We start from the raw sequence: 13073 nt of genomic DNA on the forward strand, positions 1-13073 counted from the left end.
CAATCAACGGTGACTGATATGTCGGTGCAAGGAACGATCCTTGTCCTGGACGGGACCTCAACCAATCGAATTATGCTGAAGGTACAGCTTACTGCGGCCTGGTATCACGTCGCACAGGGGGAAAATCTGCGGGGTCTTGATGGGCTGTTGAAACGTGTGCGCCCCGATTTGATCTTAACCGCGCAGTCATTGCCGGATGGAACGGCGGCAGATGTCAAGAAAGTGGTAATGGCCGACCCGGATCTGGCGGATATTCCCATTGTCGCTATCGCGCCGCAAAACGACAAATCCGCAAGGTTGAGGGCATTGTCAGATGGGTTGGACGATGTATTGGCGCACCCGTTCAAGGACACGTTGTTGCTAGCTCGGGTTCGCAGCTTGTTACGGGCACGCGCCGATACGCAGGAATTGCAAGACAATAGCGGATCGCCATGTTTGGGATTTGCCGAAGCGACAAGCGCCTTTGCCACGCCACCCAAAGCTGCGCGCGCCGCCCTACTGACGCAATCCGCTAAAACCGGGGCACTTTGGCAGAAGGCGCTGTCCGAACATACGCATCACAGTCTGTCAATTCACACGATATCGAACCTTCACCGCCTGCTTTCCGGCCCCATCCCGGACGCGATTATTGTCGAAATTGATGGCGAATCTTCAGGCCTGAGTATTCTGGCGGATTTGAAATCGCGCGGGGCAACACGGCACACGGTGCTGATCGGCATCTTGAGAAAGGATGACGCGTCTCTGGCTGCCGAAGCGCTGGATCGTGGCGCGGATGCCATCTGTATGGCGGGGTTCTGCCCCCGTGAAACTCTGTTGCGGCTTGATAACCAGCTCGCCCGCAAAAGCCGAATTGACCAGATGCGGGATTCTTTGCGGCGTGGCATCGCGGAATCCTGGGTGGATCCACTGACCGGCCTGCATAACCGCCGCTATGCAATGCGAGCATTGAAGCAAATCGCCCGGCAGTCTGCGCAGACCGGGCTCGGGTTTACCGTGATGGTGGCCGATCTGGACCATTTCAAATCAATCAACGACAAGTTTGGCCATGCCGGAGGCGATCAGGTCTTGATCGAAACAGCCAAGCGCATGCGCAATTCCATTGGTTCTGACGGCTTTGTGGCACGGATCGGGGGCGAAGAATTCTTGATTGGTCTGCCTGAAACTACGGGGCCGCGGGCATTGGAGATCGCACGAACCGTCTGCGACGACATCTGCCAGTGTCCATTTGACCTATCCGAGGCCGCCGAACCAATCGCAGTGACAATCAGCATCGGCCTCATTACAGCTGATGACAACACGTTTCGCCAGGGCATCCCACCCGCACCATTGGACAACATGATAAAATCTGCGGATACGGCCCTGTATGCTGCGAAAAAGGCGGGACGCAATCAGGTCATGGTCCAGAATCACGCAGCCTGATCCGGTCAGTCGCGCTTTCTGCCCGCTTTCGATTTTCGGTGCACCACATCTTCCAGACGATCAGCGTATTCGACGCGTTCTTTCGGGCTCATGGCTGACACACGGATCAGCCACTGTTCCTGCAAAGCAGACTGCATCTCTGACATCACCTGCGCCTGCTGACCCAACAAAGTCTCTACAGCGTCAACCGCGAAGGGTTCGGCACGAAGTGCGTCGCCAAGGGCTTGAAAATCCGCCGTCCGATGATCGACACCTTGGCGGTGCAGGCCCGAAAGCTCGGCCCGCATCGCCTGGCGTTCATGCTTGGGAAGCGCGCGATAAAGCGCCGATCCAAATCCCGGAGGGGCTTTGACGTGGTCATTGTTTCTGATGCGCAGCGCCGTGCCAACAACCGCACCGATGACTAGCAGATTGATAGCAAGGGACACGATCAGCAGAACAGGCATCCACCGGCGTTTAGGTTTTGACTGTTCGCTCATTCGCCTTCCTCCAGGAAGATTGTATTCAGATCCATATCCGCAACCTCAAAGCCAGAGGATTGCGAATAAAGCAACGTCGCCGGATCGGGCAAAAAGGCCGGGGCAGTCAATCCAATCCAGATGCCAGCAATGCCCGCGACCGCCAAACCTCCCATCCCCTGCCAGCCAAAGAAACTATCCAATGCCTGTGCCCAGAACCCTTGGGGCGATTTCTGAAGCCTTTGCAAACGAACGGTTTCCGCATCGACCAGAATACGACGGGCGAGAGCATCGGGTAACGGCTCATCTTCTTGACGGGCACGTAAAAACAGGTGATTCAGGTCGCTATTTTCATCCATCGGCATATCCCAACTCGTCTCTTCTTGCGGCTAACTGCTGTGCCAGTGCCCGCTTTCCCCGAGCTGTCAGACTCTCTACAGCTTCGACGGAAATATCCATGATTCCCGCGATTTCGGGATTGGGCAACTCTTCGATGTGGCGCAAGACAACAGCCTGACGTTGCCGATCCGGAAGTTGCGCCAACGCGAACTGCAGTGCGTCCAACCTAGCGGCATCCTGAAGGTGTTCGGTTGCACTGATCGCATCGCTTTCAGGTTCGGCAACATCAGAAAGACTGTCCGCCGATTTCTTCCGCCGAATATCGACACACAGGTTCAGAGTGACCCGGTAAAGCCAAGTCGACACCTTTGCCTGTCCAGCAACCCAATCCGGCGCCATCTTCCATAGGCGCATCATGGCTTCCTGTGTGACATCTTCGGCTTCGGCCCGGTCGTTCAACAGCCTGAGCGCCACCGAAAAACTGCGCGGCCCAAGCCGATCGGTCAAAATGCGTGCCGCATCAGCGTCACCCTCGGCGAACCGCCGCAACAATGCATCGTCTCCGGGGTCGCCCGCAGCCTGACTTTGGCTGCGAGCCCTCGTTGATGAGGTACTCAGGTCCCGCATCCTTCATTAGCTGTCGTCTGTGCCAGCCTTGTCACGTTTTTTGTGATGCCGGCCCATCCGGTTTTTCGCATCGGCAAATTCCTGTTCCGAGATCGTGCCATTTTTGTCCGCGTCGATGCGGTCAAACATCTTGCCAGCACGGCGCGGCTTGGGCAACTCATCATCGGATAAGAGGCCATCCTGATTGGCGTCGTGCTTTTCGAACATTTGATTCACACGCTCATTCGCCTTCTTCTGGCCAGCCGCTTGCATCTCGTCGACGCTCAACATGCCGTCGCCATTGGTGTCGGCATTGGTGAAACGCTGTTGCCTATAGGTTTGCATTTCTTCCTGCGTGACCTGACCATCATTGTTCAGGTCCAGCTCTTGAAAGGTCACGTCCTCTCGGCCTTTCGGACCGACAGCCAAGGCGGTTGTGCCTGTCAATGCAATGGCCGATACCAGAATGGCCGGGATAAGTTTCGCGCTTTTCATATCGTTTTCCTTTGTTTCTCGCGACCGGTTTGTCGCTGCTCACATAGGTTAAAACGGTGCAGTTTTCGGTTTCCGTCGCCCAATTTTATTTTTTTTCTGTTGCTCACTGCCAACGACCACATAATTTCCGGACATCTCATCGCGGCACAAAGCGACGCACCCCCCTTTTCTGTGGGGCAAAACAAGCGCAATATCAGGGCAATCTGAATGCGCGAGTTTCAAAATGACAGATCAAACGATCGACACAATATCCGAGAACGACCGTCCAACCCGGCCTGCGCTAATCAAAGGCTTCCGTTGCCGCTGCCCAAAATGCGGTGAAGGCAAGCTGTTGCACAGCTACCTGAAGGTGAATGACAGCTGCAGCAGCTGTGGTCAGGAACTGTTTCATCACCGTGCGGATGACGGTCCAGCCTATCTGACGATCCTGTTGGTCGGTCACCTGCTGGCGCCCGCTTTGCACATCTCTTATGTCCAGTGGCGCCCTGACCCGCTGAACATGTTCCTGATTTTTGCATTCGGATGTACAGCCTTGACACTGTTCCTGCTACCGCGAATGAAAGGGGCCGTTGTCGCCTATCAGTGGGCACGACGGATGCATGGGTTCGAAACGGACCGATGACTGGAATGATTGGGTCGGCCCTGAGATGAGTACAGACAAAACGGCTATACGGGACGCTGCAACAGTTATCGTGTTGCGGGACCGGATGACGAACCCTTCCATTTTGATGGGTCAAAGGGGCGCAAAAGCCGTTTTTATGCCGAACAAATTCGTGTTTCCAGGTGGCGCGGTAGACGCAGAGGACGCCCTGGTCCCGCTATCGGCTGACATGTCCCAGCTCTGCCGCGATCGGCTTACTGAACAGTCTCCGCCCGGGCTGCAGAATGCTTTGGCGGCCGCCGCAATCCGCGAGCTCTGGGAGGAAACCGGCCTGGTGCTTGGAGTTCCCGGCGCTTGGACAGGTGAGGTGCCGATTGACTGGCGAAGCTATGCAGAGGCAGGATTTCTGCCCTCTGCACAGGCATTGCAGTTTGTTTTTCGCGCCGTCACCCCGCCCGGCCGTACGCGCCGGTTTGATGCACGATTCTTTTTGGTAGATGCAGACGCCCTGCAAGGCGATCTGGATGACTTTGGCCGCGCTTCGGATGAGTTGTCTCACCTGCAATGGGTTCCGTTGAACAAGGCGCGCGAGCTTGATCTTCCCTTCATAACCGAAGTTGTTCTGGCCGAAGTTGCAGCCCGGGTCACACGACCCGAACCACCCCAAAGCGTTCCGTTCTTCCTCAATCAAGAAGAACAAAGCCTGTTCTTACAGATCAAAGGCTATCCAATGTCCGAACAGGACTTCTAGCCGAACCTACTTCATTCGGCTGATCACCGTGGTCACCTCGGGCTTTTTGCCGATCTCGGTCTTTGCTGTCTGACGCACGATCCGGCGCAATGCCTCTTCCAGCTTGTCATCGTCGCGCCGGGTTTTGGTATCCGCCCGCATGAGGAACTGGTTCAGGTCCTCTTCCAGAACTTCGACCAGTGCTGCGCGCGATGTTCCGGTCTCGGCCAAGCCCATCGTATCGCACCACGGTTCACCCAACGGTTCGTCTTCTTCGTCTAAAATAACCGTCACGGTTACATGCCCGTTCAAGGCCATGCGAATGCGGTCGCGGACAACTCCATCCAAGGCTCCGACCTTTACGGATCCATCCAGATAAGTTCGGCCTGTCTCGACGTAGTCGACGACCTTGGGGGCATTGCCGCTGAGATCCAGCATCGTGCCATTGACTGCCACAACCCCGGTACGACTACCCGCTTCGGCCAGTTTAGCATGTTCGCGCAGATGTCGGTGTTCACCATGCATGGGAATAACCATCTGCGGGTTGACTATGGCGTGCACTTTTTCCAGATCAGGCCGGTTGGCATGGCCAGAGACGTGATACAGACCCGAGCTGTCATCCACCACATCAACGCCTTTTTCGCTGAGCTGGTTCATGATGAAGATCACGCCCTTCTCATTGCCCGGTATCGTCTTCGACGAGAACAGGAACAGATCGCCTTCCTTCAACTCGATCCCGCGGTATTTACCGCGTGCAAGCTGGGCACTGGCCGCACGGCGTTCGCCCTGGCTGCCGGTTACGATCAGCATCAGGTTCTGGCGCGGGATATCTACGGCCTCTTCGGCGCTGATAACCTTGGGAAAATCCGTGAGAATACCGGTTTCCGTTGCGGCCTCGATCATCCGCCGCATCGCACGACCTAACAGAACGACCGAGCGTCCCGCGCGCTGCCCAGCCTCGGCCAGCGTCTTCACCCGTGCGACATTCGAGGCAAAAGTCGTCGCAACCACCATTGATTTGACATTTTCGACCAATTTGGTGATCTCAGGCCCGACCTCGGATTCCGAGCGGCCCGCATGCGTTGAAAACACATTTGTGCTGTCGCAGACCAATGCTTTCACACCGTCCTTTGAAATCTCTGCCCAAAGGTCCTGATCAAACGGTTCACCTACCACAGGGTTGGCATCCAGCTTGAAATCCCCTGTATGCACGATCCGCCCCGCAGGCGAGTCTATGACAAGCGCTGCACTTTCGGGGATCGAGTGAGATACCGGCAAAAACCCGACTGTAAACGGGCCAACCGTCACCTGTTCAGGCCAGGCTGACAGGGTCTGAACCGCGTCTGTCGGATGGGCTTTCTCTTCCATCTTGCGACGCGCGAGATTTGCGGTGAAGGCGCGTGCATAGATCGGGGCGCCCAAGTCGTCATAGCAATGCGCCACAGCGCCGACGTGATCTTCGTGCGCATGGGTGACGAATACCGCCTCAAGCCGGTCGGCACGTTCTTTTAGCCAGTTGATATCGGCATGGATCAGGTCGACACCGGGTGTTGTGTCCATATCTGGGAAGGTTACACCAAGATCGACAAGGATCAGCTTCTCCTTTCCCGGCTTGCCATAGCCATAGACATAGGCATTCATCCCAATTTCGCCCGCCCCGCCCAGGGGCAGATAGATCAGTCGTTCACTGCTCATGTTGAGCCATTTTCCTTGTTATAGCGATGGATCACGGTCAGTCCGTGCATCGTCAAATCGTCTTCTATAGCGTCAAACCCAACATCTGCCTGATCGAACAGAGGCGCAAGCCCCCCGGTTCCCACGACTTTCATTGGCATGCCATATTCCGCCTTGATCCGGGCAATCAGCCCTTCGATCAGACCGGAATAGCCCCAATACACGCCAGATTGAATGCAGCCAACCGTATTTGTTCCAATCACTTTTTCGGGACGTGTAATGTCGATATGCGGCAACGCGGCGGCCCCCTGGTGCAACGCTTCAAGGCTCAGGTTTACACCTGGGGCGATGATGCCGCCGACATATGCTCCATCCGAAGACACCACGTCAAAGTTGGTGGCCGTTCCAAAATCGACAACAACCACATCCCCGCCATGCCGTTCAAACGCCCCGGCAGCATTGGCCAGGCGATCCGGGCCAGGGACCGTACCCTCGTCTATGCGCGGGCTGACAGGCAGCAGACACTCTGGCTTGCCCACGACCAATGGGCGACAGCCAAAAAACCGGTCCGCAAAGACGCGCAGATTGAAAACCACACGCGGCACGGTCGAGGCGATAATCACATCGGTGATATCAGCTTCGATCTCATAATGTTTGACCAGCGTAGAGTACCAAGTGAAATAGGCATCCGCCGTTCGGGCATGGTGTGTAGACGTGCGCAGCGTGCAGACAAATTCCTCACCGTCCCAGATCGAGAAAACGGTATTGGTGTTGCCGCAGTCGATGGCTAGAAGCATTGGTGCCCCTTTCAGAAAAATACGTCTGCCGCAGGTATGCTGACGCGGCCCTTCGCGGTGTTTAGGACAAGGTTACCCCGTGCGTCCACCGTTTCGAAGGTCCCGACGGTCTCAGTGGTGACAGTACGCGCGGTGATGACCTCACCCAGCTTAGCTGCGCGGGACAACCAGGCAGCGCGGATGGGTTCGAACCCGTAGGTTACAAACTGGGCCTCGAAACGCGCATAGGCCGATGCAAGCTCGGTCAAAAAGTCTTCGGTGGTGACATCTGCCCCTGTCTCGGACAACAGCGAAACCGGCCTTAGCGCACCTGGTTCGACTTTATCTGCAGCCGGTGCCTGCGCGAGATTGACGCCGATGCCGATTGCCAAATGCGAGACGTCCCGCCCCTGCCCGGTACTTTCCAGCAGTATCCCCGCAAGCTTGCCACCGTTCAGCAACACATCATTGGGCCATTTTAGCGACAAACCCGATATGCGTCCGGTGACCGCCACACATGCATCAAACAGGGCCAAGGCGGCGACAAAACTGCGCAGAGCGGCCTGTTCCGGGCGTCCTGCGGGCCGCATCAGCAGCGTTGCGGCAAGATTTCCCTCGGGGTTGGTCCAGACCCGTCCGCGCCGACCGCGCGCCTGTGTCTGGCGGTGCGCCAGGATCCAGACCGGACCCTGAGCCATCGGCGCGATCCGGGCGGCTTCGTTCAGAGTGCTATCGACCTCTTGCAATACATGCAGGCCATATCCATCCGGCCAATCGCTCATGTCACAAGAACATTAGGCCGCGGGCAATGGTCGAAATCAGTTAACAAGCGTCGCCGCTGCAGCTGCCGCTGCGCCCTCAATCCCAAACTGATAGAATACGCCAACCAACATCAATGCAGCTGACCCCATCAGAGCAACCCACAGAACCGGAGACGAATTTGCGTCGATCGGGTCGTCATTCTCGGCACCGAAATACATATAGTATACGATCCGTAGGTAATAGAATGCACCGATCACCGAGGCGATGGCAGACATGATAACCAGCCCGGTCAGGCCAGCCTCAATACCCGCTTGCCAGACGCCGAATTTCGCAAAGAACCCAAGCATCGGTGGAACACCGGCAAGGCTGAACATCAGGATCAGCACGGCCAGAGCCTTACCCGGATCGCGTTTGGAATACTGGCGCAAAGCGTCAATGTCGGTAACAGGTTTACCGTCCCGTTCCATCATCAGGATAAAGGCGAAAGTTCCGACATTCATGGTCACGTAAATCGCCAGATACATCAGCATCGCCTTGATACCCAGCTCGGTCCCAGCCGCCAGTCCGATCAGCGCATACCCCATATGGGCAATCGACGAAAACGCCATCAGCCGTTTAATGTCGCGTTGTCCGATGGCAGCCACGGCCCCCAACAGCATAGACAGAACAGACAAGAGTACAATCACCTGCTGCCAGTCCTTTACGACACCTCCAAATGCGTCGTGCAACACGCGGGCAAACAGGGCCATGGCGGCCACTTTGGGCGCCGTGGCGAAGAAGGCAGTGACTGGTGTGGGCGATCCTTCATAGACATCCGGCGTCCACATGTGGAACGGAACAGCCGAAACCTTGAACGCGAGCCCCGAGATCAGGAAGATCAACCCGAACAGCAACCCGAGGGTCACATCGCCGTGGTGAACGGTCTGAATGATGCCCGAGAACAGCGTGGTACCCGTAAAGCCGTAGACAAGCGAAGCCCCATACAGCAGTAAGCCCGAGCTAAGCGCGCCCAGAACGAAATATTTCAGGCCAGCCTCGGTGGATTTGGCGCTGTCACGACGCAGCGCAGCCACAACGTAGAGTGCCAGCGACTGCAGCTCGAGCCCCATATACAGAGACATCAGGTCACCCGCGCTGACCATCATCATCATGCCGACAGCGGCAAGCGCCACCAGCAAAGGGTATTCGAAACGCAACAACCCGCGGCGGGTCATATAGTCCTGGCTCATCATCAAAACGGCAGCGGCAGATAGCAGGATCGCCACTTTGGCAAAGCGCGCGAATCCGTCATCAACGAACATGCCGTTAAACGCGATGTTCGTCCCGTCGCCATTGGTGGCGATCCAGAACGCCAGCAGCGCCATCAGCCCTGCTGTCACCCAGACCAATGTCGGCGCAAGCCCGTCCTTGGTGGTGTAAACAGCCGCAAGCAATGCCGCCATCGCATATAGTGCCAGAACGATCTCTGGCAGGATAATTGTCAGATCAGCCTGGATCATGTCTCCAAAGCCTCCTTAATGCGAGGCGGCTGTCTGGGTCGCGGTTTCAGCCGCGGCCAGAGCCGTATCATAGTTCGAAATCAGCGCGGCAGTCGAGTTGCCAATCACATCTGTTACCAGCGATGGATACACACCCAGCAGGATCGTCATGACGATCAGGGGGGCAAATATCAACCGCTCGCGCGAGCTCATATCAGTCATCGCCTTGAGGCTTTCTTTGATAAGATCCCCAAATACGACCCGACGATACAGCCACAAAGCATATCCCGCCGAGAAGATAACACCAGTCGCGGCCACAGCAGTCACCCAGGTATTGACCTGGAATGCGCCCATCAGGGTCAGGAACTCTCCGATGAACCCACTGGTGCCCGGCAGGCCAACATTGGCCATGGTGAACAGCATGAAGACCAGCGCGTAGGCAGGCATCCGGATTACCAGACCGCCATAGGCCTCGATATCGCGGGTGTGCATCCGGTCATAGATCACGCCGACACACAGGAAGAGTGCCGCCGAGATGAACCCGTGGCTGAGCATCTGGAAGATGGCTCCGTCGACACCCTGCTGGTTTGCCGCAAAGATGCCCATGGTGACAAAGCCCATATGTGCGACCGAGGAATAAGCGATCAGCTTTTTCATATCCTCCTGCACCAGAGCAACCAGCGATGTGTAAACCACAGCGATGGCCGACATCCACAGCACCAGATCGGTCATCACCGCCGACCCCACCGGGAACATCGGCAGGCTGAACCGCAGGAAGCCATAGCCACCCATCTTCAACAGGATCGCCGCCAGCACGACCGACCCTGCGGTCGGCGCCTGCACGTGTGCATCCGGCAGCCAGGTGTGGACCGGCCACATCGGCATCTTCACCGCAAATGAGGCAAAGAACGCCAGGAACATCAGCGTCTGCATACCGCCTACGATATGGATGCCCAGAACGGTAAAGCTGTCGGACGAGAAATGATGCGCCATCAGCGCTTCGATATCCGTCGTGCCTGCATCCGCATACATCGCAACCATAGCCACGAGCATCAGCACAGAGCCAAGGAACGTGTAGAGGAAGAACTTGAAGCTGGCATAGATGCGCTCTTTACCACCCCAGATGCCGATGATCAGGAACATCGGGATCAGACCCGCTTCGAAGAACAGGTAGAACAGCACCAGGTCCAGCGCCATGAACACGCCAAGCATCAGCGTTTCCAGCAGCAGGAAAGCAATCATGTATTCCTTGACGCGGTCTGTCACATTCCAGCTGGCCAGAATTGTCAGCGGCATAATGAAAGTGGTCAGCAACACGAACAGGACGCTGATGCCATCCACACCCATCTTGTATTTCAGACCCATCAGCCACTGGCCCTCTTCCACCATCTGGAAGCCGGTGTTTTCAGGATCAAAGCCAGTATAGATGCCAATCGAGACCAGGAAGGTCACCGTCGTCGCAACCATGGCCACCCATTTGGCATTGCGTTGCGCGGCTGCGTCGTCGCCCTGCAGAAACAGCGCCAGAATGGCGGCCGCCGCTGCGGGGATGAAGGTGACGATCGAGAGGATATTGTCCATTAGTGTGCGCCTCCGCCGATCGACATCCAGGTGACCAGGGCAGCAATTCCCAGGACCATCCAGAAGGCATAGGTAAATATGTAACCAGTCTGCGCCTTGCCTGCGAGGCGGGTGAAGAATGGCACGATGCCCATCGCTACCCCGTTCAGGAAACCGTCAATCGTGTTGCCGTCGCCGCGTTTCCACAGGAACCGCCCAAGTGCCAAGGCAGGTTTGACGAAGATCGCGTCATAGATCTCATCAAAGTACCATTTGTTCAGCAGGAACAGATAAAGCGGACGCTGGTTTGCTGCCAAGCGCGCGGGCAACGTCGTATTCACGATATAGAACCAATAGGCCACGATGAAACCAAGCAGCATCGCAACGAAGGGTGAGACCTTGACCCATTTCGGAACAGCATGCGCATCGTCCAGCACATGATTGTCCGGTGCGATGTAGAGCGCGCCTTCTCCGGGCGTGCCAACAAAGGCATAATGGTGATCGCCGCCCTGCGCGTCCTTCTCACCATGGCTGTCCTCCGCGTGACCAGCATCCGCATGCGTATCGTCGCCGTGATCATCTTCGGCATGGGTATCGTCCCCATGCGCGCCCTCTGCCGCGTGGCCATCCACCGAAGCCTCTGCAACCGGAATGCCATAGAACTGGCCGACCTTGTCGGTGTGGCCAAAAAAGTTGCCATACCAGATCATCCCGGCGAAAACCGCACCCAGCGACAGAACGCCCAGCGGAACCAGCATGACCAACGGGCTTTCATGCGCATGGTCGTGCGTGTGTTTGTCCCCGCGCGGCTCGCCATAGAAGGTCAGGAAAATCAGACGCCAGCTGTAGAATGACGTAAATACCGCCGCAATCACCAGCATCCAGAACGCATAGCCGGTGCCTCCGGCAAAGGCGCTTTCGATGATGGCATCCTTGGACAAGAACCCGGCAAAACCGAATGTGGTCAGCGGAATGCCAACCCCGGTAATCGCCAGCGTGCCGATCATCATCGCCCAAAACGTATAGGGGATTTTCTTCCGCAACCCGCCATATTCCGTCATCTCTTGCTCGTGATGCATCGCGTGGATCACAGAACCGGCCCCAAGGAACAGCAGCGCCTTGAAGAACGCGTGAGTCAGCAGGTGGAACATCGCCGCCGAATACATGCCAACGCCTGCGGCCACGAACATGTAACCAAGCTGCGAACAGGTCGAATAGGCGATAACACGTTTGATATCGGTCTGAACCAATCCCACGGTCGCTGCAAAGAAAGCCGTCGAAGCGCCGAGGAAGGTGATGAACCCAGTAGCCCCCGGCGCGAACTCCATCAGCGGCGACATGCGGCAGATCAGGAAGACACCAGCGGTCACCATGGTCGCGGCGTGGATCAGGGCTGATACAGGTGTCGGACCTTCCATCGCGTCCGGCAACCAGGTGTGCAGGAACAACTGTGCCGATTTGCCCATCGCACCGATGAACAGCAGAACGCAGATCACCTCGATCGCGGTCCATTCACCCCACAGGAAGTGCAGCTTCTCTTCGGCCAATGCCGGGGCAGAGGCGAAGATGTCCGAGAAATTGATGCTGTCGGTCAGCAGGAATAGCGCAAAGATGCCAAGCGCAAAGCCAAAGTCCCCAACCCGGTTGACGATAAACGCCTTCATCGCCGCCGCATTGGCGCTTGGCTTGCGGTAATAGAAACCGATCAGCAGATAGGACGCGACGCCCACACCTTCCCAGCCAAAGAACATCTGAACCAGATTATCCGCCGTCACCAGCATCAGCATGGCAAAGGTAAAGAAGGACAGATATGCAAAGAAGCGTGGCTTATAGCTTTCGCCTTCGCGCCATTGTGGATCGTGATCCATGTAGCCAAAGGAATACAGGTGCACCAGCGCCGAGACGGTCGTCACCACGATCAACATAATCGCGGTCAGCCGGTCCAGACGAATGGCCCAGCTTGTCGACAATGATCCGCTTTCGATCCAGCGCATGATCTCGATCTGCTGGGTGTGGCCGTCGAACGTCAGGAAGACGATCCACGACAGCAGACAGGCCAGAAACAGCAGGCCCGTGGCGGTCCACATGGCGGCTTTCTCGCCAATGAACTTCCAGCCGAACCCGCACAGGATCGCGCCCACCAGCGGGGCAAAGAGGATGGTGGTTTCCATGTGC

At 56.8% G+C, this 13073-nt stretch carries 13 protein-coding genes; 3 read left to right on the forward strand and 10 right to left on the reverse strand.

Going from position 1 to position 13073, the window contains the following annotated elements; genetic code table 11:
- Positions 1-18 precede the first annotated feature (18 nt).
- A complete protein-coding gene (locus AC2FH9_RS12170) occupies positions 19-1419 on the forward strand; it encodes a diguanylate cyclase (RefSeq protein ID WP_496871704.1) in 1401 nt (466 codons plus the stop codon).
- 5 nt (positions 1420-1424) lie between these two features.
- On the opposite strand, the gene AC2FH9_RS12175 is transcribed toward AC2FH9_RS12170, so the two are convergent.
- From AC2FH9_RS12175 to AC2FH9_RS12190, 4 genes are read right to left on the reverse strand one after another with little or no spacing between them, the layout of a single operon-like run.
- The gene (locus AC2FH9_RS12175) at positions 1425-1898 is read right to left on the reverse strand and encodes a periplasmic heavy metal sensor (RefSeq protein WP_496694900.1); all 474 of its coding nucleotides are present in this window, start codon (positions 1896-1898) and stop codon (positions 1425-1427) included.
- The gene (locus tag AC2FH9_RS12180; protein ID WP_496750157.1) at positions 1895-2236 is read right to left on the reverse strand and encodes a hypothetical protein; all 342 of its coding nucleotides are present in this window, start codon (positions 2234-2236) and stop codon (positions 1895-1897) included. Before AC2FH9_RS12180 ends, AC2FH9_RS12175 begins: the two co-directional genes overlap by 4 nt.
- Positions 2229-2843 carry an RNA polymerase sigma factor gene (locus AC2FH9_RS12185; protein ID WP_281972822.1) on the reverse strand — a complete coding sequence of 205 codons (615 nt, stop codon included), beginning with the start codon at positions 2841-2843 and terminating at the stop codon, positions 2229-2231. The genes AC2FH9_RS12180 and AC2FH9_RS12185 overlap by 8 nt, the downstream gene beginning before the upstream one ends.
- Positions 2844-2849: 6 nt before the next feature.
- Positions 2850-3317, reverse strand: coding sequence for an EF-hand domain-containing protein (locus AC2FH9_RS12190; protein WP_496750158.1), 468 nt, complete (start codon positions 3315-3317; stop codon positions 2850-2852).
- Positions 3318-3540: 223 nt separating this feature from the next.
- Here AC2FH9_RS12190 and AC2FH9_RS12195 point away from each other — a divergent pair, with 223 nt between their 5' ends.
- Complete coding sequence (locus AC2FH9_RS12195; protein WP_142634860.1) at positions 3541-3939, forward strand: DUF983 domain-containing protein; 399 nt, start codon at positions 3541-3543, stop codon at positions 3937-3939.
- Positions 3940-3964: 25 nt separating this feature from the next.
- The gene (locus tag AC2FH9_RS12200) at positions 3965-4669 is read left to right on the forward strand and encodes an NUDIX hydrolase (RefSeq protein ID WP_496750159.1); all 705 of its coding nucleotides are present in this window, start codon (positions 3965-3967) and stop codon (positions 4667-4669) included.
- Positions 4670-4675: 6 nt separating this feature from the next.
- Here the strand turns inward: AC2FH9_RS12200 and AC2FH9_RS12205 are convergent, their stop codons facing one another.
- The 6 genes from AC2FH9_RS12205 to nuoL are packed head-to-tail and all read right to left on the reverse strand — an operon-like array spanning position 4676 to position 13069.
- Positions 4676-6343, reverse strand: coding sequence for a ribonuclease J (locus AC2FH9_RS12205; RefSeq protein ID WP_496871707.1), 1668 nt, complete (start codon positions 6341-6343; stop codon positions 4676-4678).
- The gene (locus tag AC2FH9_RS12210) at positions 6340-7119 is read right to left on the reverse strand and encodes a type III pantothenate kinase (protein ID WP_496871710.1); all 780 of its coding nucleotides are present in this window, start codon (positions 7117-7119) and stop codon (positions 6340-6342) included. Before AC2FH9_RS12210 ends, AC2FH9_RS12205 begins: the two co-directional genes overlap by 4 nt.
- A gap of 11 nt (positions 7120-7130) precedes the next feature.
- Complete coding sequence (locus AC2FH9_RS12215; RefSeq protein WP_281972819.1) at positions 7131-7880, reverse strand: biotin--[acetyl-CoA-carboxylase] ligase; 750 nt, start codon at positions 7878-7880, stop codon at positions 7131-7133.
- A gap of 36 nt (positions 7881-7916) precedes the next feature.
- Positions 7917-9359, reverse strand: a complete 1443-nt coding sequence (gene nuoN / locus AC2FH9_RS12220; RefSeq protein ID WP_496689762.1) for an NADH-quinone oxidoreductase subunit NuoN — start codon at positions 9357-9359, stop codon at positions 7917-7919.
- Between the two features lie 15 nt (positions 9360-9374).
- Positions 9375-10919 carry an NADH-quinone oxidoreductase subunit M gene (locus tag AC2FH9_RS12225; protein ID WP_271950170.1) on the reverse strand — a complete coding sequence of 515 codons (1545 nt, stop codon included), beginning with the start codon at positions 10917-10919 and terminating at the stop codon, positions 9375-9377.
- Positions 10919-13069, reverse strand: a complete 2151-nt coding sequence (gene nuoL / locus AC2FH9_RS12230; protein WP_282021421.1) for an NADH-quinone oxidoreductase subunit L — start codon at positions 13067-13069, stop codon at positions 10919-10921. Before nuoL ends, AC2FH9_RS12225 begins: the two co-directional genes overlap by 1 nt.
- Positions 13070-13073 lie beyond the last annotated feature (4 nt).

This window comes from Ruegeria sp. CDSC081 (genome assembly GCF_059610485.1).